This window comes from Coprococcus sp. OM04-5BH (assembly GCF_003482105.1).
In the GTDB taxonomy this organism is placed as follows: Bacteria; Bacillota; Clostridia; order Lachnospirales; family Lachnospiraceae; genus Coprococcus.
The window spans coordinates 199411-223824 of the sequence record NZ_QULM01000001.1 but is presented as its reverse complement, the minus strand read 5'-3'; the positions used below and the strand labels follow the sequence as shown (position 1 = coordinate 223824).

Genomic DNA, 24414 nt, shown 5'->3' with positions numbered 1-24414 from the left:
AAATGGTCAGAATTATAAAGGAGGATATTGTATGTTGGATAATATTTTAAATCATAATTTATTTTTATACATAATATCTGCCACGGGAGTGTTAGGTATTGCGATACGGCTTGTGGTAAATGGATATATGAAGGGGCTCGTCAGAGGGGCGAAGAATATGGAGGCAACCAGAAAGAGACCGCTTATGGATATAAGAAAGAAGTTCGGTGACATGTGTGTACTGGATGTACATATTGCAGACGCAAGATCCTGGGTAAGAACCTATACGGACCGCCTTAAGATAGGACATGTATCTGTTGGGCTGCTGTCATCATTTGCCAGGTCGCTTATAACCATGGCACTTGGCATGACGGTATTCTCAGGGTTGTACAATTATTACCATGGGACGGGATTTAATGAGACCCTGCTTAATATGATGGCGTGTACGGTTACGGTAACATCGATGCTTGTGGTGGAGAGGCTTACGGATTACAGCATAAGAAAGGATATACTGGATTCGGAGCTGTCTAATTACATTACAAATGTAGCTGTGAAGAGATACAGAAAACGGGACAGAACCGTGGACAGTGTATTTGTCAAGACTGACGAGGAGGCATGCGAGACCATAGACATGACGGAGGATGACAGGGTTCATCAGGTGGACGCCAAGGCAAGGGCGGAAACAGACTCCAACAATGTTGACCGTGAGGAGGTAGCGAAGTGGAAGGACAGAAAGGCGGCGGGAACGGAGATAAACGACGAACTGTTTGAGCAGCTTTTGTCGGGTATCATCGGATGACCGGAATGTTTTATTTGCAAATGATCGCCGGATATGGCAGGGACAGGCAGTGATCCGGCAAATACAGAAACATGTACATTTGGCAGGTATAAAAGAAGGTAGTGATGAATATGTAATAAAGAGAATAATTTAAAGAGAAATAAGTTGAAAGGAAAATCATTAAGCAGAAGTATAGGCAGACGTTTAAATAAATATGTGGTGGTCACCAGACATGGTGCCGGTATAAAACCCGGGAGAGACACATATTTTGTGGGTGTTGGTATTGCATTGGTGGTGATACTTCTTGTGGTATGGCTTATAAGCTGTCTTGCGGGATGTGGAAACGGGAACCATCGGGGTGATAACAGCACTGCCACATGTACTGACAGTGACAGAGACGGAGATGACGTCACGTCAGGGGACGAGGGGGAGACTTCAACTGAGGCACTGCCCCGGAAGGATATCCAGGATTACAGGGACTATGACAGTCTGTCCCACAAGAAATATTCCTGGTACATAAAAAGAAATTCTGATCACGGACAGAGCGGCTGTGATGATCAGATACCTATAGAGAAATATGAGGGCTACTATGTGGACAGAGATGTAGATGAGACGGAAAAGGTCATGTATTTCACTTTTGACTGCGGCTATGAAAATGGTTACACGGAGCAGATTCTTGATATGTTAAAGAAGCACAATGCAAAGGCGTGTTTCTTTGTCACCCAGACCTATATTAGGGACAATGCCGAGATTGTAAAGAGAATGAAAGAGGAAGGCCATCAGGTGGGAAATCACACGGTTACACATCCGTCCATGCCGGAGATCTCTGTGGAAAAACAGATAAAGGAATTGCGGGATTGTGAAGAATATATGAAGGAAGCTACGGGCTACGACATGGATCTGTATTTCAGACCGCCGAGTGGAGAGTACAGTGAGCAGTTATTACAACTTGCTTCTGACTTGGGTTACAGAACTATTTTCTGGAGTATTGCGTATCTGGACTACGATGTGAACAAGCAGCCCGGTGCTTCCTATGTTATAGATCATTTCAAAAAATATCATCATAATGGTGCGTTTGTGCTTATGCATAATGTGTCATCTTCGAATGCGGAAGCTCTTGATACGGTTCTTACGGATCTGGAAACCCGGGGGTACAGATTTCCTTCTCTTGACGAAATGTTTACCAAATAGGAAATAAACAGTTGATAATAAAGTTTTCATTTGATAAAATGAAAGCTGTCGAATTTAATATGCATGAATGCATGCGTATTGTTTATATTAATTGTAAAAAATTATTATAATAAAAATACAAAGGAGATAGGACAAATGGCAAAGACAGTAAGTTTCGATTTTAAGAATGCTGCATCTATGGCTACAGCAGAAGAGATTGCCGCTATGAACGAGTGTGTTACAGCAGCAAAGGCAACTCTCGTAAATAAGACAGGTGAAGGAAATGACTTCCTTGGTTGGATTGATCTTCCGGTTGACTATGATAAGGAAGAGTTTGCCAGAATTAAAAAGGCTGCAGCTAAGATCCAGGCTGATTCAGATGTATTAGTAGTAATCGGTATCGGTGGTTCATACCTTGGCGCAAGAGCAGCTATCGAAGCTTTAAGACATAGCTTTTATAACTCAGTAAGCAAGGAGATCAGAAAGACTCCTGAGATCTATTATGCAGGAAGCAATATCAGCAGCACATACATGGCTCACCTTCTTCAGGTGATCGGCGACAGAGACTTCTCTATCAACATCATCTCAAAGTCAGGTACAACAACAGAGCCTGGTATCGCAGCAAGAATCTTCAAGAAGAAGCTTGTTGAGAAGTATGGCAAGGAAGAGGCTGCCAAGAGAATATATGCAACTACCGATAAGGCAAAGGGAGCATTAAAGACTCTTGCAACAGAGGAAGGCTATGAGACATTTGTAGTTCCTGATGATGTCGGAGGACGTTTCTCAGTTCTTACGGCCGTTGGTCTTCTTCCTATCGCAGTAAGCGGAGCTGACATTGATAAGCTTATGGAAGGTGCTGCTTCAGCAAGAGAGGATTGCCTTGCACAGGACTTTGACGAGTCAGACGCAATGAAGTATGCAGCAGTAAGAAATATCTTATACAACAAGGGTAAGTCAATAGAGATCTTAGCTAACTTCGAGCCTGCACTCCACTATGTATCAGAGTGGTGGAAGCAGTTATACGGAGAGAGTGAGGGTAAGGATGGCAAGGGCTTATTCCCAACAGCTACAGACTTCACAACAGATCTTCACTCACTTGGACAGTTCATCCAGCAGGGTTCACAGAACCACTTTGAGACTGTTATCAATGTTAAGAACCCAACATGCGAGATCGTTATGGAGGCTGAGGACTCAGATCTTGACGGACTTAACTACCTTGCAGGTAAGACGGTTGACTTTGCAAATAAGAGTGCAATGAACGGAACCATCCTTGCACATGCAGATGGCGGAATACCTATCATCCAGATCGATATAGACAGAATTGACGAGTTCACACTTGGCGAGCTGTTCTACACATTTGAGTTCGCATGTGGTGTAAGTGGATATGTACTTGGTGTAAATCCATTCAACCAGCCGGGTGTTGAGAGCTACAAGAAGAACATGTTTGCATTACTTGGCAAGCCGGGCAGCGAAGAGTTAGGCAAGAAACTCCTGGCAAGAATCAACAAGTAAATTTAAAATATTATTAAAGATATTTAAAGATAGTAGTTAAAAACAGGATTATGTGTCAAAATCATATTATATGACGAAATTGACAGGTAATCCTGTTTTAGTTTATAAAAATTCCCTTCGTTGACACTATATTGAAACTATTATATAATGAAGTGATATTGGGCTTTTCAAAGGAGCATGATTTATAATGGATAAGATTTTATCAGTTATTGTGCCTGCTTATAATTCTGAGGACTATATAGAAAGATGTCTCTCACCATTTGTCAGGGCAGACGCAGAGACCAGAAAGAAGCTGGAGATCATAATTGTAAATGATGGCTCCACAGACGGGACAGAAAAAATGGTTGAATCCTATGTTGAGAAGTATCCTTATATGTTCAAGCTGTGCAATAAGGAAAACGGAGGACATGGATCGGCAATCAATCATGGAGTTAAGTATGTTGCCGGAAAGTATTTCCATGTGGTGGATTCCGATGATTGGATGAATCTTACTGAAATAAAAGGATTTGTCAGGTTCTTAGAGGAACATGATGTGGATGTGGTTGCCAATAGTTTCCTGTGCGTTGCAGACGGAAGCTTTAAAGTTATTGACAAGAGACCATGTATAAGTGATGATAGATATGCAAGGAAGGAAATTCTCTGGGAAAAGGTGGCTGCGGAGACAGAACTTATAAGGATCCACGCCATAACCTTTAAAAGGGAGTTTTATCTGGGACACAATATCTATCTGGACAGTCTCAGGTATTACGATGACTTTGAGTATACCCTGTTCCCGATGGCTTATGCTCGTAAGGTGGCTTTTTACGAGCCTTATGTTACAAGCTACAGGCTGGGAAGATCAGGGCAGAGCGTAAGCATAAGGAGTATGCAGAAGAACAGAGATAACCATATGAAGGTTATTGAGAGTCTGCTTAAGTTTTATGACGGCTGCAGTGATGCGCCTGAGAGTATCAGGACTTATCTTGCAATGGGTATCTCCAAGATAGTGGAGAACCAGTTCCAGATATATATAAGCCTTGGGAATAAAAAAGGCATAAAGCAGGAGATGATCACATTTGACAAAATGCTTCTTGACAGATATCCGGATGTATATAATGCGGTGAGCAAGAAGTCCATATGGATGTTGAGACGGACAGGCTACAATATCCTGCCGGTGGGATATCTTGTATATAAGCTGGTAAAGAGAAATCAATAAATTGAAGCAAATTAACTAATACTGATAATATACTATTAATGAAAAGAGGAATGAAACGATGAAACAGTATAAGATCGCAGTTGCGGGAACAGGTTATGTAGGCCTTTCAAATTCTGTACTTCTTTCACAGAACAACAAGGTTACTGCAGTAGATATAATCGAGGAGAAGGTTGCAATGCTCAACGCCAGAAAGTCTCCTATCGTAGATAAGGAGATCGAGGAGTATCTGGCAACAAAGGATCTTGATCTTACAGCAACAACAGACGGAAAGAGTGCATACAGTGACGCAGATTATGTAATAATCTCAACACCTACAAACTATGATCCTAAGAAGAATTATTTTGACACTTCATCTGTTGAGGCGGTAATCGACCTGGTTTCAGAGGTTAATAAGAACGCAGTTATAGTAGTAAAGTCCACAGTTCCTGTAGGATACACAGAGGGACTGTGCAAGAGATACCCTGATATGAATATCGTATTCTCACCTGAGTTCCTTCGCGAAGGAAGAGCTTTATACGACAACCTCTATCCTTCAAGAATAATCGTAGGTGTACCTAAGGAGAGAGAAGATCTTAGGGATAAGGCAGTGACATTTGCAGAGCTGTTAAAGCAGGGAGCCATCAAGGAGAACATTGATACACTGTTCCCATCAGCAACAGAGGCTGAGGCTGTTAAGTTATTTGCAAATACTTACCTTGCCATGAGAGTTTCATTCTTCAATGAGCTTGATACTTATGCAGAGATGAAGGGACTCGATACAAAGTCTATCATCGATGGTGTATGTCTTGACCCAAGAATCGGTTCACACTACAACAACCCTTCATTTGGATATGGCGGATATTGTCTGCCGAAGGATACAAAGCAGCTTCTGGCAAATTACAATGATGTTCCTAACAATATAATGGGTGCTATCGTTGAGTCTAACAGAACAAGAAAGGATTTCGTTGCAGAGAGAGTTCTTGAGAAGGCAGGTTACTACGGAACAGGCACATCAGGAAGAGACGGCACACCTGGCAAGGATTGTGTCATCGGTATCTACAGACTTACAATGAAGGCAAATTCCGATAACTTCCGTCAGAGCTCTATCCAGGGCGTTATGAAGAGGATCAAGGCCAAGGGTGTTGAGGTCGTTATATTCGAGCCAACACTTAAGGAGGATGTATTCTTCGGAAGCAAGGTCATCAGAGATCTTGATGAGTTCAAGAAGGTGAGTGATGTTATCATTGCCAACAGAATGGCAGATGAGCTTGATGACGTTGAGGATAAGGTATACACAAGAGACTTATACACAAGGGACTAATTAAAAAGTCCCTGATATAGGATCGGTATACGGATGATTGACAGACCGGTAAGGTTTGTTCAGGTTTCACGGCAGGAGGTTACCATGGCTAAGGTATCAGTAGTTATTCCGGTTTATAATGTGGAAGATTATCTGAGACAGTGTATAGAAAGTGTGTTAAAGCAGACACTTAAGGATATAGAGATAATCTGTGTGGACGATGGTTCCACCGACAGCTCTCTGTCCATCCTTGAGGAATATGCGGCACAGGACAATAGAATAAAGATCATAAAGCAGGCAAATGGCGGTGCCGGTGCTGCAAGAAACAACGGATTAAGGAATGCTACGGGAGATTACCTTTCATTCCTTGATTCTGATGATTTCTTTGAGCCGGATATGCTGGAGGAGGCATACAATAAGGCTGAGAAGTACAAGGCAGATTTCGTGGTATTTAATTCAGACCAGTATCATATGGACACCCAGAAATTTGTGGAGGTCCCATGGGTACTCAGAAAGAAGGATATTCCACCATATATGCCATTTTCATACAGACAGCTTACAGACAATGTATTTAAGACATTTGTAGGCTGGGCATGGGACAAGCTCTACAACAGACAGTTTGTGCTTGAGCATGACCTGTGGTTCCAGGAACAGAGAACATCAAATGATATGCTGTTTGTATTCTCTGCACTGGTGGTGGCCAAGAGGATAGCCATAAATGACAGAGTTCTGGCTCATCAGAGACGAGGCGGCGGTGCTTCACTCTCAGTGACCAGAGAGAAGTCATGGCAGTGCTTCTATGAGGCATTAAAGGCACTTAAGGCAAGACTTGTAAAGGAAGATATTTACTGGGAGCTTGAGAAGGACTATGTGAATTATGCGCTGCATTTTTCGCTGTGGAATCTTAATTCCCTGGCTGAACCTACTCATACAATGCTTGAGAAGAAGCTCAAGGAAGAGTGGTTTGAAGAATTAGGTATAAAGGGTAAGCCGGCGTCATATTTCTACAATAAGAAGGAATATGAACAGTATGCGGCATTGATGAAATTATAAGGAATTAGAATATGTACAAAGGAGCAATGGGGAATGAGTAAGGTTTCGATTATTTTACCTATATATAACGTGTCTGAGTATCTGCACGAGTGTCTTGACAGTGTTGTCAGACAGACATTAAAGGATATAGAGATAATCTGTGTAAATGATGGTTCTACAGATGATTCACTTGATATTATAAATGAATATGCAGCAAAGGATGACAGGATTGTAGTCATCACAGGTCCTAACGGCGGTTATGGCAAGGCTATGAACAAGGGTCTTGATGCTGCTACAGGAGAGTATGTTGGTATAGTTGAGCCTGACGATTATGTGGCTCTTACAATGTTTGAGGATCTCTATAATATTGCAAAGGAGAAGGATCTTGACATTGTAAAGGCTGACTTCTACAGATTTGGAAGAAATGAGAAGGGTGACATGAGCATGACTTATGTTCCTCTTGATTCTAAGAAGGAGAGATATGGCGAGTTGCTTCATCCAAACCAGGATCCAAGTCTCATAAAGTTTGTTATGAACACCTGGAGCGGTATATATAAGAGGGCCATGTTGGAGAAGTACCACATCAGACACAATGAGACTCCCGGAGCTTCATTCCAGGATAACGGCTTCTTCTTCCAGACAACAGTCCGTGCAGAGAGAGCCATGATAATCAACAAGCCTTACTACAGAAACAGAAGGGATAACCCAAATTCTTCCGTAAAGAACAGGGAGAAGGTTTACTGTGTAAATGTTGAGTACGACTTCATCAAGGATTACCTTATGAAGGATAAGGAAATATGGGAGACATTTAAGGATATGTATAGCTGGAAGAAATACCAGAACTGCATATTCACAATAAACAGAATTGGTGATGAGTTTAAGAGAGAGTATGTGCACAGAATGAGCAAGGAGTTCAAGCGTGCATATTCACAGGGTGAGTTCAGCCAGGAGACCTTCAGTCCTCTTGAGTGGAGCAGACTCACAATAATCATGGATAATCCTGACGATTATTATACTCTCTATGTTTTAAACAGCGGTAATGGAGACGCGAAGAAGCTTCAGAAGGAGCTTTCATCAGCAAAAAGAGAGCTTAATGACATTAAGGGCTCTACAACCTACAAGGTTGGACGTGCCATCATGAAGGTTCCATGTGCCATTAAGAGAAGAGTTAAAAGAAATAAATAAGACATTTGATGTTTAATGCTTAAGAGCTGAAGCAGACTATAGATTGCTGATGTAAGAAGAAGGAGTACAAACACATGAAGAAATACGATTATGTAATGGTAGGAAGCGGATTATTTTCCGGTGTATATGCCTATGAGGCAAGAAAAAAAGGAAAGTCAGTACTGGTTGTGGAGAAGAGAGACCACATAGGTGGAAATGTGTACTGTGAGGACGTGGAAGGAATACATGTCCACAAGTATGGCGCCCATATCTTCCATACCAGCAATAGAAAGATATGGGACTATGTAAACAGTCTCTGTGAGTTTAACAGATATACAAACAGCCCTGTTGCAAATTACAAGGGTGAAACATACAACCTTCCGTTCAACATGAACACCTTCAGCAAGATGTGGGGAATATCCACACCTGAAGAGGCAAAGGCTATAATCGATGAGCAGAAGAAGGTTATAACAGGTGAGCCTAAGAACCTTGAGGAGCAGGCCATCAGCCTTGTGGGAACTGATATATACGAGAAGCTTGTTAAGGGCTACACAGAGAAGCAGTGGGGAAGAGACTGCAAGGATCTTCCTGCGTTCATAATCAAGAGACTTCCTGTAAGATTTATATATGACAACAACTACTTTAACGATCTGTATCAGGGTATCCCTATCGGAGGCTATAATGTTATCATTGACAAGCTCTTTGAGGGCTGTGACATTGAGACAGGCGTTGATTATCTTGAGAACAAGGCACACTACGACGAGCTTGGAGAGACCATTGTTTATACAGGTCCTATAGATGAGTACTTCGGCTACAGCCTCGGCAAGCTTGAGTACAGAACCGTAAGATTTGAGACAGAGGTTCTTGACAAGGAGAACTATCAGGGTGTTGCTGTTATGAACTATACGGACAGAGAGACACCATATACAAGAATTATCGAGCACAAGCATTTTGAATTTGGAACACAGCCTAAGACTGTAATTTCAAAGGAATACTCAACAGAGTGGACAGAGGGCATGGAGCCTTACTACCCTGTAAATGATGAGAAGAATGCTGCTCTTTATAAGAAGTATCAGGAGCTTGGCGAGAAAGAGGCAGATGTAGTATTCGGCGGACGTCTTGCAGAGTACAAGTATTACGATATGGATAAGGTAATAGAATCAGCACTTAAGGCAGCAGAGGCTATTAAGTAATAAACCGGGCTGACGTTTTGTTAAGGAGTATTTTATATGGCTAAGGTTTCTGTAATCCTTCCAATATTTAATGTGGAAAATTATTTAAGAGAAGCTCTGGACAGCGTATGCGGACAGACCCTTTCTGATATAGAGATCATATGTGTAAATGACGGCTCTACAGATTCTTCTCTTGACATTATAAGAGAATATGAAGCCCGTGATAACAGGATAGTGGTGATCACAGGCCCTAACGGCGGTTACGGCAAGGCTATGAACAAGGGACTTGACGCAGCTACAGGCGAGTATATCGGTATACTTGAGCCTGATGATTATGTAGTACCTGAGATGTACGGTGAACTTTATGATATAGCTGTGAAGAATGATCTGGATTTCGTTAAGGCGGATTTCTACAGATTTACCAGGAATGAAAATGGTGAGGAAAATCTTACCCTTGAGAAGATAGGCAAGAACTTCAATAAGTACAACATAATTCTTCATCCATGTGATGATCCTATGTGTGTGAAGTTCACATTGAATACCTGGACCGGAATATATAAGAGAGCTTTCATAGAGGAGTTTCATATAAGACACAATGAGACACCGGGAGCCTCATTTCAGGACAATGGTTTCTTCTTCCAGACATTTGCATATGCAAGAAGAGCCATGATCGTTGACAAGCCATATTACAGAAACAGAAGAGATAATCCTAATTCCTCTGTTATGAGTAAGACCAAGGTATACTGCATGAACATTGAGCATGACTATATCAGGGCACTTCTCATGCGTGACAGAGAGGTATGGGAGAAGTTCAAATATGTTTACTGGTACAAGAAATATATGAACTATATGTTCACCTTCCAGAGAATCGGGGATGAGTACAAGAAGGAATACCTGACCCGTATGCAGTTGGAATTTAAGCGTGCAAGGGATAAGGGCGAGCTGAGCAAGGATGTGTTCAGCGAGCTGGAATGGAACAAGATCAACAGCCTGATAAAGAATGTGAACAGCTACTATGATACCCTTCGTTCGGCGAAGTTCTTCAGAAAGATCGTTCCTTATATTCCGAAGCCTGTTAAACGTGGCATATTGAAGGTTATGTCTTTGAGAAAGGGCAGGTAGTATGTATTCTAAGAAAGTGTCAATAATAATTCCTGTGTACAACGTGGTGAAGTACCTTGATAAATGTATTGAGAGCGTATGTGCACAGACAGAAAAGAATATAGAGATAATACTTGTGGATGACGAGTCGAATGATGGATCCATAGATGTATGCAGACGTTGGGCAGAGAAAGACGACAGGATAGTCCTTATTGAACAAAAAAATGCCGGAGCCGGTGCTGCGAGAAATACAGGACTCCGTGCTGCAAAGGGAGAGTATCTCCTGTTCCTTGATTCCGATGATTTCTTCGAGCCGGACATGGTGGAGGAAGCATTGAAGAGCATTGAGGAAGTAAATGCAGACTTTGTGGTATTTGGATCTGATACCTATTACATGGACAAGGATGAGTTCATCAGAAATCCGTGGGTGCTTAATAAAAAGCATGTGCCACCGTATATGCCATTTACCCACAGAGAGCTTACAGACAATGTATTCAAGGTATTTGTAGGTTGGGCATGGGACAAGTTATACAGGACAGAATTTGTCAAGGCACATGATCTGTACTTCCAGGAGCAGCGTACTACAAATGACCTGTTGTTTGTATTCTCCGCATTGGTTCTTGCCAAGAAGATCACTGTAAATGATAAGGTGCTTGCCCACCAGAGACGTGGTGGCAAGGAGTCATTGTCTGTTACGAGGGAGAAGTCATGGCATTGCTTCTACGACGCACTGACAGCCTTGAGGGACAGGCTTGTGGCTGAGAACATATACTGGGAGCTGGAGCAGGATTATATCAATTATGCCCTGCACTTCTCATTGTGGAACCTGAGGACACTGGCAGAGCCGACCCATACAATGTTAAGGGAGAAGCTGGTGGATGAGTGGTTTGAAAGCCTTGGTATAAAGGGAAAGCCGGAGAGCTATTTCTATAACAAGGGTGAGTATGCTGATTACCTTGAGCTTATTGGAGAGAAGTAATTCAGTATAACCTGAATGACGTATGAAGATTATTTGCATGAAAATATAATATATATAGATGAGGACAGGGACACATCACGGTATCTGAGGATATGGATATGGTGTATTATTCCATGAATTGTCTTTAACACAAGAGAGCTGCAGCCGATTACTGCGGCTCTCTTGTGCGTTATCTGGAGAATTACAAAAGTTATCTGTAAACCTGTTTATGTCGGGTAACAATCTTTGTAGAATTTCATCTATGGAGGAGAAACGTATGGATAGCACTAATTCAGAAAATTACAGAGTAAAACAAAAATACAGGATCCTTGGATTGAATATTGCTTATTACAGAAAGATGAGAGGTATGACCCAGAGCGATCTTGCAGAGCAGCTGAATATAAGCAGAGAGCATCTTGCAGCCATCGAGGCTCCGAATATTGTAAGAGGAATGTCCATGGACGTGTTGTTTAATATATCAGATGCTCTTGGAGTAGAGGAAACAAGGTTGTTAGAAATGCATATGCTGAATAGCAGGGAGGAACAATAGTCTGTACTGATATGTAAGACATCACGATCCCGGATACTATTAGGGGGAGAAAAAGTGTTTTTTATTGGGATTTGTGATGATGAGCTGTCAACCTGCAGTATGCTTGAGACAGAGATAGCAAGCATATGCTGCCAGTTCGGTAACAGGGTTGATATAGAGGTCTTTTATTCGGGGAGAGATTTAATAAAGTATTTGCAGCAGGGCCATTTAATGGATCTGCTTTTTTTAGATATAATGCTGCCGGATATTGACGGAGTGGAGATCGGAAGCATCATAAGGATGATGAAGTGCAGGACATTACAGATAGCATATATTTCATCGGATGTTGGCAGGACCATGGAGTTATTTGCTGTAAGACCCATGAGGTTTCTTGTGAAGCCACTGGGACGGATGGAATTGGTGAGTACTATATGTGATTCATACAATTACTATCTTGAGGACAGGCAGTGCTTTCCCGTCCGGAACAGGGAGGGCAGCTTTAATATACGTTTCGGAGATATTATCTATTTTGAAAGTGATCGGAAGATCGTCAAAGTCTATACTGTGGACAAACTGATCTACAGGTATTATGGCAGACTGGAGGACTCCCTTGTGAGGCTTCCCGGTTCATTCAGCCATATCCACAAATCCTATATAATCAACAGAGAACACATAAAATTTAATAGGGCGGGGCAGGTTACAATGACAAATGAGATCACTCTGCCGGTGAGCCGTTCCAGACGCAGTGCCTTTAAGCGGCAGCTTATGGCAGACGAACTGAGAAGTGCAGGCAGACTGACTACCGGACTGGACGAACCGGGAAATACAGAAATACTGCCTTCCGGAAGGGAGGTACGATGATAGCAATGGGGTGCGGCTGGTGGATGATATTATATGCCAATATGCTTCTTGATTGCTGTTTCATCATGCATATATTACGGATGAAGATGAAGAACCGGGAATTGAGGCAGAGTAATCATGACCTTAAGGATAATGTGGAGGATTACCGCCGGGAGCTTAAGGATAATGTGGAGCTTCAGGCGGAGATGAGTATAGTAAGGCATGACTTCATCCATCATATAAATGAGATCGAAAGACTGGCATACTGTGGTTCCAGAAATCAGGTGCTTCATTATCTGGAGGGCGTCAGGGAAATGGTGGAGGATACCAGAAAGAGAAATGTAACAGAGTACGCAGGCATAAGCAGTGTGGTGGATATCTTTATAGCCAGAGCCAGGAGGCTAGGGGCGGCGGTTGTCTGTGATATACAGCTTCCAAAGGACTGGGATTATGGGAGACAGGAATTCAACACCGTTATAGGAAATCTTTTTGAAAATGCACTGAGGGCAGTGAAGGACATGGTGGGAGAGAAAAATGCAGCCCTGCCAGATGATGCTGCAGGGTGGCAGAATGTAGACCTGCCAGATGATGTTGCAGGTAAACGGCCCTGGATAGAGGTCAAGATATTTTATCACAAGGGGGCTCTCTATATCCTTGTTAAAAACAGCTATCTGGGTGACGTGATAAGGGGAGATAATGGGTTTGTCACCACCAAGGAGAGCAGAGCAGGAGCCCGGCATGGACTGGGACTTAAGAGTGTGGGAAGGATAGTAAGGTCTCACTCGGGGGTCATGGATGTGACGGCGGAGAAGGGAGTTTTCTCCGTGAGCATAATGATGTACATGTGAGGAATTTTTATTGTTTAATAATAGTATTTTCTCTTGCCAAATGTTATAATATCAATATCTATGCGTATACATAGTGAGAAGGAGATTTCACAGATATGAATACAAGACAACAGATAGACAGCAGATATGAGACATATTTGAAGATACCTCTGGTGCTTATACCGGTATTTTTGATCATGACAGGATGTATTCTTGCTATAGATGTATTCCCGGGGGTGATCGCAGGTGCATGTACCCTTATCTACATCGCGGTTATAGGAATGGCATATTTCCGGTACAGATCCACCATAGATGAGGCATTCTTTGAATTTGCCATGGAACATGGAAAGGTTCAGAAGGAGCTGTTAAAAGAGTTCCCTATACCATATGCTCTTCTTAATAAAAAGGGCAAGTTCATGTGGGTAAATGATGATTTCTCACGCATAACCGGAACCAGTAAGAGAAAGCTTCTAAGGAGTAATATAATGCAGGTGTTTGAGGGGATAGAGCTTGACATGCTTCCTCAGGGAGACACCGTGAATGACCTTGATATCGAGTATGATGACAAGGAATATCGTGCAGAGATAAAGACAGTAAAGATCAATACCAACAATGAGAGTCTTGAGGAGATCGGAGACAACAGGGCATCTCAGGAGGGCGAAGCCAAGAAACAGGATACCAGTGATGAGTATATTGCTTTCTATATGTTTGACATGACTGAGATAAATGCGATTAAGAAGGAGAACACAGAGCAGAAGCTGGTGGCAGGTCTCATCTATATTGACAACTATGATGAGATATTTGATGATCTTGAGGAAGTAAGACATTCACTTCTTATCGCTCTGGTGGACAGAAAGATAAACAAGTACATGGCGAATGTTGACGCCATCGTTAAGGCCCTTGAGAAGGACAAATACATGTTTGTAATGCCTCAGAAGTATCTTCCGCAGCTTAAGGAGAATAAATTCGCACTGCTTGATGAGGTTAAGGCCATCAATATCGGAAATGACCTTCCTCTTACCCTAAGTATAAGTCTTGGAACAGATTACAACAGCTTCATAGAAAACTTCGAGGCTGCCAGGTCTGCAATGGAGCTTGCCCTTGGTCGTGGAGGTGACCAGGCTGTACTTAAGTCAGCAGACAGGATAACATATTACGGTGGCAAGAGCCAGGGAACAGAGAAGTCCACAAGGGTAAAGGCGAGAGTTAAGACTCTGGCGTTCCGTGAGCTTCTTGAAACAAAGGAAGATGTAATAATAATGGCACATCAGGATCCGGATATGGATGCATTTGGCTCGGCCATAGGCGTGTACAGAATGGTAACAGCCATGAACAAGCCGGCTCATATCGTTATAAATGAAGTATCCTCAGCCATAAGTCCTATATTTGGTAATTTCACAGGAAACGGTGTTTACCCGTCGGATATGATAATAGACAGCAGCCAGGCTCTGGAGCTTATCCGACCGGAGACAATGCTTGTTGTAGTTGATGTAAACAATCCGGCTATCACCGAGTGTGAGGAGCTTATAGGCATTGCCAAGACGGTGGTTGTATTCGACCATCACAGACAGGGCAAGAACGTCATAGCAAAGGCAACACTTTCCTACGTGGAGCCTTATGCTTCATCCGCCTGCGAGATGCTGGCGGAAATGCTTCAGTACATGGACGAGAAGATCAAGCTCCGTCCGTCAGAGGCAGACGCAATGTATGCAGGAATACTTATAGACACAGACAATTTCCTTACAAAGACCGGTGTAAGAACCTTCGAGGCAGCAGCATACTTAAGGCGAAGCGGTGCCGATGTTATGCGTGTAAGGAAGATGTTCAGAAGTGATATCGAGACCTACAGACAGAGGGCTGACGGTGTAAGAAACGCAGAGATGATCCTTGGAGCATTCGCAGTCTCGGTGTATGAGCCTAAGGATGGACCTGAGTCACCTGTCGTAATGGTTGCCAAGATTGCAAATGAGCTGCTTAACATCGCCGGTGTGCGTGCTTCATTTGTAGTTGCACAGATGGGAAATGACGTTAAGGTCAGTGCAAGGTCCATAGATGATGTAAATGTCCAGATAATAATGGAGAAAATGGGCGGTGGCGGTCATGCAAATATCGCTGCGGCAGTATTTAAGAATTCCACAACAGCAACAGTCAAGCTGAAGCTGATTCAGATATTGGAAGAGATGTACAAGGAAGGAGATCTTTAAGATGAAAGTAATATTACTTCAGGATGTTAAAGCCCTTGGTAAGAAGGGTGATATGGTAAATGTCAGTGACGGACATGCAAGAAATTATATAATCCCAAGAAAGCTTGGAATGGAGGCAACACCAGCCAACTTAAATGATTACAAGTTAAAAAAGGCTCATGAGGCTAAGGTGGCAGCAGAGAACCTTGCGGCAGCAAAGGCTCTTGCAAAGCAGCTTGAGGAGGAGAAGGTTGAGGTTGCCATTAAGGTAGGCGAGGGCGGAAGAGCCTTCGGTTCAGTTTCCTCAAAGGAAATAGCTGAGGCTATCAAGACACAGCTCCACCATGATATTGACAAGAAGAAGATCGTGTTGAAGGAGCCATTCAAGTCTCTTGGATCATTTTCAGTAAAGATAAAGCTCCATCCTGAGGTGCAGGGCGAGCTGAGAGTAAATGTAGTTGAAGGAAAAGCCTGATGGAAGACGCTTATATAAGAAAAAAGCAGCCTTATAACATGGAGGCTGAGCAGTCAGTTATAGGTTCAATGCTTATGGACAGAGATGCCATAGCAACTGTGAATGATATGCTGACCAAGGATGATTTCTATAATGCCCAGTACGGACTGCTGTTTGAGCATATGTCTGCACTGTTCAAAGAGGGCAAGCCTGTTGATATAGTAACCCTGTCCAACAGACTTAAGGAGAATAACGTGTCAGAGGAGATCGCCGGAATGAAATATATCGGCGATATACTTGATTCTGTTCCTACCTCGGCAAATGCGAAATATTATGCTCAGATCGTAGCTGATAAGTCACTGCTTCGTAAGATGATAAAACTTAATGAAGATATAGAGAAGGATTGTTATCTGGATACAGATGATGTGGACGGACTTCTTGAGAAGGCTGAACAGGGAGTGTTCCAGCTTATAAAGGAGAGGAACGGCGGAAGTGATTTCACCCAGATCGACAAGATCATAATTGATGTTATCGACCAGATAGAGGCGGCTTCCAAGATGAACACCAGAGTTACCGGTATCCCTACAGGATTTATTGATCTGGATAACATGCTTACAGGTCTTCATGGCTCAGAGCTTATTCTTGTGGCAGCGAGACCTGCCATGGGTAAGACAGCATTTGTCCTTAATATCGCCCATGAGGTTGCGGTCAAGAAGAAGAAGACCACGGCAATATTCAGTCTTGAGATGTCAAAGGAACAGCTTGTAACAAGAATGATAGCCATGGATTCGCTGGTCAATTCCCAGAAGATCATGACAGGACAGCTTGCTGAGGACGAGTGGGACAAGATCGCAGACAGTACGGAGACTATTGCAGAGGCACCGCTTTTCATAGATGACAATTCAGCCATCACCATTGCGGATCTTCGTTCAAAGTGTCGTAAGCTGAAGCAGAACAATGATCTCAGCCTTATTATAATCGATTACCTGCAGTTGATGAGTACCACAAAGCATGTGGAGTCGAGACAGCAGTTTATCTCAGACATGTCGAGATCCCTGAAGGTTCTGGCAAGGGAGCTGGATGTTCCTGTTATCGCACTGTCACAGCTTAACCGAGCCGTTGACTCAAGACCGGATCACAAGCCTGTGCTGGCGGATCTCCGAGAGTCCGGTGCCATAGAGCAGGACGCCGACGTGGTAATGTTCATTTACAGAGATGATTACTACAATCCGGACACCGAGAAGAAGGGAATCGCGGATATAATCATAGCTAAACAGAGAAAGGGTTCCGTAGGTTCCGTGGAACTGGTATGGCTTCAGGATTACACGAAATTTGCAAATAAAGAGCACTAAACGGCTCATACATAGAACATGAAGTAAGAAGGAGAACAAAAATGGTAGTAGAACCAAGAGTGAAAGATTTTATATGTACAACAGCTCATCCCGTAGGATGTGCCGCAAATGTTAAGAACCAGATTGAATATGTCAAGAGCAAGGGCAAGGCAGAGGGACCTAAGAAGGTACTTGTTATCGGTGCTTCCACAGGTTATGGTCTTGCTTCAAGAATTTCTGTGGCATATGGTTACGGTGCAGATACTCTCGGAGTTATGTTTGAGAAGGAGTCAAACGGACGTCGTACAGCGTCAGCAGGCTTCTACAATACGAGAGCATTTGAGGAGCAGGCACATAAGGATGGTCTCTATGCCAAGTCAATAAACGGCGATGCATTCTCAGTGGAGATTAAGGAGCAGGTTATCAACACCATCAAGGAAGACCTGGGCAAGGTAGATATGATCGTGTACAGTCTTGCAGCACCAAGAAGGACAATGCCTGACGGCACAAGATACACATCAGTTCTTAAGACTGTAGGTGAGGAATATTCAAATAAGACTCTTGTGTTAAAGGACAATACCATCACAGAAGCACATATTTCATCAGCTACAGAGGAAGAGATAAATGCCACAATAAAGGTTATGGGTGGTGAGGACTGGATAGACTGGATGAAGGCGCTTAACGACGCAGGAGTTCTTGCTGACAAGGTTATCACAGTTGCTTATTCATACATAGGTCCAAAGATCACATTCCCTATCTATGCAGAGGGCTCTATCGGACAGGCCAAGAAGGATCTCTACAAGTCCTGCGACATTATAAATGAGAGATGGCCACAGATAAAGGCTAAGGTTGCTATAAATAAGGCACTGGTAACACAGTCAAGTGCAGCCATTCCTATTGTACCTCTTTACATTACACTTCTCTACAAGGTAATGAAGGACAAGGGACTTCATGAGGGCTGTATTGAGCAAATGCAGAGACTCTTCATGGACAAGATCCTTGATGACAGCCAGGTTGATGAGAATGGATTTGTCCGCATGGATGACTGGGAGATGAGAGACGATGTTCAGAGTGTTGTTGCCGAGCGTTGGGATACAGTTTCAAATGACAATGTTAAGGAGATCGCTGATATAGACGGCTACTGGGAGGACTTCTACAACATGTTCGGTTTCAAGATCGACGGTGTGGACTACTCAGCAGATGTGGATATTATGTAGTTAATAAATATAATGAACGAGGGCAGGATAATGTACAGATATTTCTTATTTGACCTGGATGGAACTTTGACGAAGTCAGAAAAGGGAATATTTAATTGTATAAAATATGCTTTGGACTGGGCAGGTATTCCATATCCAGATGAGGCGGTATTCAGAAGCTTTATCGGACCTTCACTTTATGATTCATTTACAGATAAATTCAACATGGACAACGACATGGCACTTAAGATGGTAGCCAAGTACAGGGAGCGTTACAATGTCACGGGACTTTTTGAAAATGAAGTCTATGACGGAGTATACGACATGCTTGAAAGCCTTAAGGCTAAGGGCTGTACCCTTGCGGTGGCTACCAGCAAGCCTACGGAACCGACCTTAAGGATACTTGATAAGTTTGGCCTTTCAACGTATTTTGATGTGGTAGTCGGCAGTAATCCTGACGGTACAGGCTCTGAGAAGAAGCTCATAATAAGTGCCGTGGTGGAAAAGCTTCAGAAGCTTGATGGCTTCGACAAGTCGGCAGCGGTAATGGTTGGCGACAGATTTTATGACATAGAGGGCGGAAAAGCCTGTGGAATTGACACGGTGGGGGTTCTCTATGGGTACGGCAGCGAAGAAGAGTTCCGTGGCGCCGGGGCAACACATATTGTGGCAAGACCTTGTGATGTGGAGAAGCTTGGATAGAAGGAATGGCGGTAGCCCGGTGTGAGACTTCGAAATGAGAAGGAGATATTTACATGTCAGTTCATTCATATCCATTGTTGGTGTCATTGTATAAAGGAGAGGGGCGTATATTAATTGTCCCGATAATTGACCATGTTGCAGGATATTCTGTTTAGGCAGATTGGTACGAAAATATTCCGGATACTGCTAATGCAAGAGAAATTGGAGAATGTGTGCTTCGTGCAGTGGAGTATATCGGAAATAGTCCATTATCTTCTGCAAATCCTAAGGAAAGAGAAGCTAATGCGGCGTGGAAGAAAAACAGCAGATATAAAAGCAAAACTGCGTTTTGGAAAAATAACCATTATGTGCGAATAAACATAACCGAAAGTAACCAGTGTATTGTTTATTCAATGAAGAGATCAGAAAAACATCAGGGAACATATGATGAAATTATTAAGGAAGTTGTTCTGCCTATGGACACAGATACAGAAGAGATAGGGAAATCTGTCATTGATGTGTTTGCAGCGTCTGAGAGTTATTATGGGAGTAAAAAAGCCTATAAGGTAAAGGACAAAAGAACAATCTCGTTATTGGATGAAAAGAAAATCGTTATTAACTCGCGATGGGACGATAAGTGGGTAGATTTTCAAGATGGTGGAAGTGCAGAGATTTATCAATTATACAAATATGTAGCAGATGATGGTGACGTACTTGCATGTATATATTGGGGAATTGCACCGGAGCTTGATTGTGATATGAGCCGGGACAATGTTATGACATCATGGAAAAGACTATACGGAAAAGTGGATGTTTATGAATATAAGCTTGTGACTGGCAGCATATTCAGTACTTGTGCTGAAATGGAAAATGAAGATGTTCATAAGATTTCATATTATGTGCAAATGATGGACGACTTACTATTGGAATGTGGGTTAGAGATACTTAAGGAAAATGTATCTGGGAAACAAGTAAGTCAATTTATAAAATTTTTTAACGATGTGATAGTAAGTAGTAAGATTTCAGATTAAAGCATAAAGCGCAAGATGGTAGTACAGATACATTGCGATATGTGCAAAGACTGCAAGACCATAGTGAGAAGCTATATAGTTGAGGATACTGATAAGAAGTGGCTTAAATAAAAGACAGAAGAATATTCGTGGTTTTACATTTGCAGAGATAAAAAAATCAGCAGTTCATATCGGACTGCTGATTTTTTGGTTTCTACTTTATGAATCATAATCCGGCAGATCGTTGAAGAACATGTACATTGCATTGGTGTTACGCTCCAGTGCTGCCATTGTTGAAGGCAGTGGAACTGCAATGAGATCGTTGAACTCAAATTCTCCAAGCTCCGGTCTGATCTTATATCCCAGGTTTCTCTCATTTAAAGAGAAGTCTGCGTTAAATTCATAATTGTTGCCTCTTGCATCAAGGCGGACCCATCTTTTAAGGTTTGGCTCATATACTGCATTAAGAGCATGAAGTGCCAGCTTGTTTGACGAAGAAAAATGCTTGATACGCTGATAGCAGAAGCCTGTATAAATTCCATTTGCACGCATAAGTGCAGCAAGAAGATTTGCCTTTGCGTAGCTCATTCCTGTTTTCTTTTCAAGGACATCTGAGGCTGAGATGGTTATGATATCATCCTTTGTGTCCCATGTGTGATAAATCTCGTCTCTCACAAAATAATAAATCTTTTCAATTTTGTCGATTGGTTCAGTTAACCCCTTTGTTAATTCAAAAGCCTTAGCTTTCACAGCAGGGTCATCATAATTCACGTACTTATCGAATTTTAAATAAGATGCGTCCTTGTTGCGTTGAATTAAATCCATTGTTGTAATCCCTCCGGTTTTCAGTATATCTCCCCAAAGTGCAGGTGAAATATTTGCACTTAATATACCGTATCAACTGATATTAAATTATAAATCTTTATTTAATGTTCAGACACTACCTGGAATATGTAGAATTTCAAGTAGTAAGATTCGTCTGCAGCCCATAATATAGGGTGATCAGGTGCCTGAGTACGGAACTCGACCTGACGAAGTCTCTTTCGTACATTTGCCGCTGCCTGTCCGATGGTTTTGGTGAACAGCTCATAATCCATAAAATGTGAACATGAACAGGTTGCAAGAAATCCACCTTCCTTTACAAGCTTCATTGCACGAAGATTTATCTCACGATATCCCTTTATGGCGTTTTTAATAGAGTTTCTTGACTTGGTGAATGCCGGCGGATCGAGAATGACCACGTCAAACTTCTCGCCTTGCTTCTCCAGCTCCGGGAGAAGATCAAATACGTCAGCACACTTAAATGAAACTGTATCACTGAGGTTATTTAGTTCAGCATTTTTAATTGCCTGATCAACTGCAAGCTGTGAAGCGTCTACTCCCAGTACGCTTGCTGCTCCCGCGATCCCGGCATTTAATGCAAATGATCCTGTATGTGTAAAACAGTCAAGAACCTTGGCTCCCTTACATAATCTCTGTATGGCCAGCCTGTTATATTTCTGGTCAAGGAAGAAGCCGGTCTTCTGACCATCCTTCACATCAACCATGTAACGGACTCCATTCTCGACGATCTCTACATTGGTGTCGAATTCATCACCGATGAAGCCCTTATATCTTTCCATTCCCTCATTGAGACGTACCTTTGCATCACTTCGCTCATATACACCCTTGATAATTATACCATCATTCTTAAGGATAGTTTTTAAACGATTTATTAACAAAGTTTTAACACGATCCATACCGAGAGATAATGATTCAACTACCAGTACATCCGAAAATTTGTCGATGACTATTCCCGGCAGGAAATCAGCCTCGCCAAAGACTATTCGACAGCTGCTGGTATCCACAGTTTTCTTGCGGTAGTCCCATGCGGCCTGTAGACGTTTTGCGAAAAATTCTTCGTCGATCTCCTGATCCTCGTTGCGGGTCAACATTCTGACGGTGATCCTGGAATTGGTATTTATAAATCCCTTTCCCATGGGATATCCGTCAAAGTCTTTTATGATGACAATGTCCCCATTTTCGAAGCTTCCCATTATGGAAGCAATTTCGTTGTCGTAAATAAAGGCTCCGCCTGCTTTTATGGTGCGGCCTTCACCTTTTTTTAATGTTACTATTGCACTCATTTCGTCATAACCTTTCCTTATGTGGAAATTTAAAAGTTGTGAAGATCCGAAAAAATACACAACAAGGTAATTCTATCACAAATAATGACGGATTTACATACAATTATGCTGTTTTGAAAAAAATATGAGAAAATTTCGCATTCCTTTTCATTTGCGTATAAGGTATAATTTACATAGTGGCTGCCTGGTGAAATTGATTTTTATGACAGGTGAAACTATATCAGAGAAAACGTACATATTACGAAGACGAAAGGAGCGGATCTGATGAGAAAGAATATAATACAAATGACCAAAAAGGGCGTTGTTTATGCGGCAACAGCGGCTACCATAATGAGTTCTACATTGTTCTCAGGAGTAACATTTGCCAAGGAGGGCAGCGGACAGCCGGTGGCAGTTGAAACTCAGGTAACAGCAACTTCAGGCGACGCGGCAAGGAGCAGCGTATCATACTCCGGGCTTGTGAAAGAGGGCTCATATTACTACCTTTATGACGAGTATGGCAAGATGGATCTTGATGGCTGGGTAGAGCTTGACGGCGTTGAATATTATCTGCAGGAAAGCAATAAGTATGCGGTAATAAGGATATATGACCCTTCAGCGGGAACCTGCTCTGATTATAATGCTAAAACAGGAAAGTTTGATCAGAGAAAGAATGCTCTGGTTAGACTGGTGGATAACAGGTATTATAGATTTGATGGAAATGGCAAGCTGGAAAAGCAGTCCGGCTGGTATACCGTAAATGGTTCAAAGATGGCGTACAGAGGAGCAGATGGTGGTATAAATGCATTTGCAGAGAAGTCTGGGGCAAGATGGGTATACAAGGAGTTCAACAATGCTGTTTTTAACGGCGATTACAAGATTGTCACCAGCCGCTGGAGACAGATAAAGGAGAACTATTATTTCTTCAACAGTGCCGGTGAGAACACAAGAATATACTATCCATCAGGCAGAAAGTGCTACGACTATTCAGCGGGCAGATGGGTGAGACGCAAGAATTCCATCTGTACCCTTTACAACAACAAATACTATTATTTTGATGCTTCGGGCACGAGAGTTACCACAGCAGGCTGGAAGCAGCTCAGTGCAAAAGAATATGTGTATGTGTGCAGCAGCAGCCATGTAACATCAAGGATGGCGAAGAGCGGCAGCGTGTGGTCATTTACCAGTTGGAACAACGGCAAATGGGGCAAGGGAAGCTCAGGCTGGAAGACAATATCAGGAAATATATTCAACATAAACAGTGCTGGCAAGTCAACCGTTGCATATTATGGTTCCAGCAGAACCTGCTACACCGGGGACGGAACTTCAATGAAGCAGGTGAAGAATGACACTGTTGAGATCATGAGTCGTGTGTACTACTTCATGTCAAATGGCGTGAGAGGAAACAAGGCAGGCTGGTACACCACAAATGACGGAAGAAGGATATACTGTAACGCGTCAGGTGTAGTTACCAAGACAGAAACAGGCATAAAGATCGACCTTGGAAATGGCAGGAGCACCACAGTAAACGGACATTATGATTACGAAATGGCATACGAGCTGGTGGATATGCTTAATGCATACAGAAGGCAGAACGGACTGTCAGCTTTAAGCATTGACGAGGATCTTATGGCGTGTGCAGATGTGAGAAGTGCCGAGATATCGTATTCCTTCAGCCACACAAGACCAAACGGTGAGATGTGTTTAACCGCCAGCGGTAAGATGGGCGGCGAGAATATTGCCGCCGGTTACAGAGGTGCGGACGCAGTAATGGAAGGCTGGAAGAATTCTCCGGGACATAATTCCAACATGCTTGATTCCGATTGGAAAATCATAGGAATTTCAGTATTTATCAGGGATGACGATCCAAACTACTACACATATTACTACGTTCAGAATTTTGGATAATAAGGTTAGG

At 42.6% G+C, this 24414-nt stretch carries 22 protein-coding genes; 20 read left to right on the top strand and 2 right to left on the bottom strand.

Going from position 1 to position 24414, the window contains the following annotated elements; all coding sequences use genetic code 11:
- Nucleotides 1-31: 31 nt before the first annotated feature.
- From DXB54_RS00960 to DXB54_RS00870, 19 genes are all read left to right on the top strand, one after another.
- On the top strand, nt 32-778 hold the full coding sequence (locus DXB54_RS00960; RefSeq protein WP_118693989.1) for a hypothetical protein: 747 nt from the start codon (nt 32-34) through the stop codon (nt 776-778).
- Between the two features lie 144 nt (nt 779-922).
- The gene (locus DXB54_RS00955) at nt 923-1948 is read left to right on the top strand and encodes a polysaccharide deacetylase family protein (protein WP_021937412.1); all 1026 of its coding nucleotides are present in this window, start codon (nt 923-925) and stop codon (nt 1946-1948) included.
- Nucleotides 1949-2083: 135 nt separating this feature from the next.
- Nucleotides 2084-3439 (top strand): glucose-6-phosphate isomerase, encoded by a 1356-nt coding sequence (locus DXB54_RS00950; protein ID WP_118693988.1) that lies wholly within the window; start codon nt 2084-2086, stop codon nt 3437-3439.
- A gap of 187 nt (nt 3440-3626) precedes the next feature.
- A complete protein-coding gene (locus tag DXB54_RS00945) occupies nt 3627-4634 on the top strand; it encodes a glycosyltransferase family 2 protein (RefSeq protein ID WP_118693987.1) in 1008 nt (335 codons plus the stop codon).
- Nucleotides 4635-4692: 58 nt separating this feature from the next.
- Nucleotides 4693-5934 carry a nucleotide sugar dehydrogenase gene (locus DXB54_RS00940; protein WP_118693986.1) on the top strand — a complete coding sequence of 414 codons (1242 nt, stop codon included), beginning with the start codon at nt 4693-4695 and terminating at the stop codon, nt 5932-5934.
- Between the two features lie 84 nt (nt 5935-6018).
- Nucleotides 6019-6966, top strand: coding sequence for a glycosyltransferase family 2 protein (locus DXB54_RS00935; protein ID WP_118693985.1), 948 nt, complete (start codon nt 6019-6021; stop codon nt 6964-6966).
- 33 nt (nt 6967-6999) lie between these two features.
- Complete coding sequence (locus DXB54_RS00930) at nt 7000-8130, top strand: glycosyltransferase (protein ID WP_021937417.1); 1131 nt, start codon at nt 7000-7002, stop codon at nt 8128-8130.
- 74 nt (nt 8131-8204) lie between these two features.
- Nucleotides 8205-9302, top strand: a complete 1098-nt coding sequence (gene glf, locus DXB54_RS00925) for a UDP-galactopyranose mutase (RefSeq protein WP_021937418.1) — start codon at nt 8205-8207, stop codon at nt 9300-9302.
- A 36-nt stretch (nt 9303-9338) separates the two neighbouring features.
- A complete protein-coding gene (locus DXB54_RS00920; RefSeq protein WP_021937419.1) occupies nt 9339-10403 on the top strand; it encodes a glycosyltransferase family 2 protein in 1065 nt (354 codons plus the stop codon).
- A gap of 1 nt (nt 10404) precedes the next feature.
- Nucleotides 10405-11361, top strand: a complete 957-nt coding sequence (locus DXB54_RS00915) for a glycosyltransferase family 2 protein (protein WP_118693984.1) — start codon at nt 10405-10407, stop codon at nt 11359-11361.
- Nucleotides 11362-11617: 256 nt separating this feature from the next.
- Complete coding sequence (locus DXB54_RS00910) at nt 11618-11890, top strand: helix-turn-helix domain-containing protein (protein ID WP_118693983.1); 273 nt, start codon at nt 11618-11620, stop codon at nt 11888-11890.
- A gap of 54 nt (nt 11891-11944) precedes the next feature.
- Nucleotides 11945-12730 carry a LytR/AlgR family response regulator transcription factor gene (locus DXB54_RS00905; RefSeq protein ID WP_118693982.1) on the top strand — a complete coding sequence of 262 codons (786 nt, stop codon included), beginning with the start codon at nt 11945-11947 and terminating at the stop codon, nt 12728-12730.
- Entirely contained in the window at nt 12727-13557 is an 831-nt protein-coding gene (locus DXB54_RS00900; protein ID WP_118693981.1) for a sensor histidine kinase, read from the top strand. Before DXB54_RS00905 ends, DXB54_RS00900 begins: the two co-directional genes overlap by 4 nt.
- 95 nt (nt 13558-13652) lie before the next feature.
- The gene (locus tag DXB54_RS00895) at nt 13653-15740 is read left to right on the top strand and encodes a DHH family phosphoesterase (protein ID WP_118693980.1); all 2088 of its coding nucleotides are present in this window, start codon (nt 13653-13655) and stop codon (nt 15738-15740) included.
- A 1-nt stretch (nt 15741) separates the two neighbouring features.
- Entirely contained in the window at nt 15742-16194 is a 453-nt protein-coding gene (rplI, locus tag DXB54_RS00890; protein ID WP_118693979.1) for a 50S ribosomal protein L9, read from the top strand.
- A complete protein-coding gene (gene dnaB / locus DXB54_RS00885) occupies nt 16194-17525 on the top strand; it encodes a replicative DNA helicase (RefSeq protein ID WP_021937552.1) in 1332 nt (443 codons plus the stop codon). The genes rplI and dnaB overlap by 1 nt, the downstream gene beginning before the upstream one ends.
- A gap of 41 nt (nt 17526-17566) precedes the next feature.
- The gene (gene fabV, locus DXB54_RS00880) at nt 17567-18721 is read left to right on the top strand and encodes an enoyl-ACP reductase FabV (protein WP_021937553.1); all 1155 of its coding nucleotides are present in this window, start codon (nt 17567-17569) and stop codon (nt 18719-18721) included.
- A 30-nt stretch (nt 18722-18751) separates the two neighbouring features.
- Nucleotides 18752-19402, top strand: coding sequence for an HAD hydrolase-like protein (locus DXB54_RS00875; protein WP_118694476.1), 651 nt, complete (start codon nt 18752-18754; stop codon nt 19400-19402).
- Nucleotides 19403-19614: 212 nt separating this feature from the next.
- Nucleotides 19615-20412 carry a contact-dependent growth inhibition system immunity protein gene (locus tag DXB54_RS00870; RefSeq protein WP_243104717.1) on the top strand — a complete coding sequence of 266 codons (798 nt, stop codon included), beginning with the start codon at nt 19615-19617 and terminating at the stop codon, nt 20410-20412.
- A 198-nt stretch (nt 20413-20610) separates the two neighbouring features.
- On the opposite strand, the gene DXB54_RS00865 is transcribed toward DXB54_RS00870, so the two are convergent.
- Nucleotides 20611-21216 carry a transglutaminase-like domain-containing protein gene (locus DXB54_RS00865; RefSeq protein WP_021937556.1) on the bottom strand — a complete coding sequence of 202 codons (606 nt, stop codon included), beginning with the start codon at nt 21214-21216 and terminating at the stop codon, nt 20611-20613.
- Nucleotides 21217-21317: 101 nt separating this feature from the next.
- Entirely contained in the window at nt 21318-22517 is a 1200-nt protein-coding gene (locus DXB54_RS00860) for a class I SAM-dependent rRNA methyltransferase (RefSeq protein WP_021937557.1), read from the bottom strand.
- Between the two features lie 264 nt (nt 22518-22781).
- Here DXB54_RS00860 and DXB54_RS00855 point away from each other — a divergent pair, with 264 nt between their 5' ends.
- Nucleotides 22782-24404, top strand: coding sequence for a CAP domain-containing protein (locus DXB54_RS00855; protein WP_118693978.1), 1623 nt, complete (start codon nt 22782-22784; stop codon nt 24402-24404).
- Nucleotides 24405-24414 lie beyond the last annotated feature (10 nt).

Coding starts and splice junctions, on each gene's coding strand:
- DXB54_RS00960 (WP_118693989.1), top strand. CDS start 32: ATGTTGGATAATATTTTAAATCATAATTTATTTTTATACATAATATCT.
- DXB54_RS00950 (WP_118693988.1), top strand. CDS start 2,084: ATGGCAAAGACAGTAAGTTTCGATTTTAAGAATGCTGCATCTATGGCT.
- DXB54_RS00945 (WP_118693987.1), top strand. CDS start 3,627: ATGGATAAGATTTTATCAGTTATTGTGCCTGCTTATAATTCTGAGGAC.
- DXB54_RS00940 (WP_118693986.1), top strand. CDS start 4,693: ATGAAACAGTATAAGATCGCAGTTGCGGGAACAGGTTATGTAGGCCTT.
- DXB54_RS00935 (WP_118693985.1), top strand. CDS start 6,019: ATGGCTAAGGTATCAGTAGTTATTCCGGTTTATAATGTGGAAGATTAT.
- DXB54_RS00930 (WP_021937417.1), top strand. CDS start 7,000: ATGAGTAAGGTTTCGATTATTTTACCTATATATAACGTGTCTGAGTAT.
- glf (WP_021937418.1), top strand. CDS start 8,205: ATGAAGAAATACGATTATGTAATGGTAGGAAGCGGATTATTTTCCGGT.
- DXB54_RS00920 (WP_021937419.1), top strand. CDS start 9,339: ATGGCTAAGGTTTCTGTAATCCTTCCAATATTTAATGTGGAAAATTAT.
- DXB54_RS00915 (WP_118693984.1), top strand. CDS start 10,405: ATGTATTCTAAGAAAGTGTCAATAATAATTCCTGTGTACAACGTGGTG.
- DXB54_RS00910 (WP_118693983.1), top strand. CDS start 11,618: ATGGATAGCACTAATTCAGAAAATTACAGAGTAAAACAAAAATACAGG.
- DXB54_RS00900 (WP_118693981.1), top strand. CDS start 12,727: ATGATAGCAATGGGGTGCGGCTGGTGGATGATATTATATGCCAATATG.
- DXB54_RS00895 (WP_118693980.1), top strand. CDS start 13,653: ATGAATACAAGACAACAGATAGACAGCAGATATGAGACATATTTGAAG.
- rplI (WP_118693979.1), top strand. CDS start 15,742: ATGAAAGTAATATTACTTCAGGATGTTAAAGCCCTTGGTAAGAAGGGT.
- dnaB (WP_021937552.1), top strand. CDS start 16,194: ATGGAAGACGCTTATATAAGAAAAAAGCAGCCTTATAACATGGAGGCT.
- fabV (WP_021937553.1), top strand. CDS start 17,567: ATGGTAGTAGAACCAAGAGTGAAAGATTTTATATGTACAACAGCTCAT.
- DXB54_RS00875 (WP_118694476.1), top strand. CDS start 18,752: ATGTACAGATATTTCTTATTTGACCTGGATGGAACTTTGACGAAGTCA.
- DXB54_RS00865 (WP_021937556.1), bottom strand. CDS start 21,216: ATGGATTTAATTCAACGCAACAAGGACGCATCTTATTTAAAATTCGAT.
- DXB54_RS00860 (WP_021937557.1), bottom strand. CDS start 22,517: ATGAGTGCAATAGTAACATTAAAAAAAGGTGAAGGCCGCACCATAAAA.
- DXB54_RS00855 (WP_118693978.1), top strand. CDS start 22,782: ATGAGAAAGAATATAATACAAATGACCAAAAAGGGCGTTGTTTATGCG.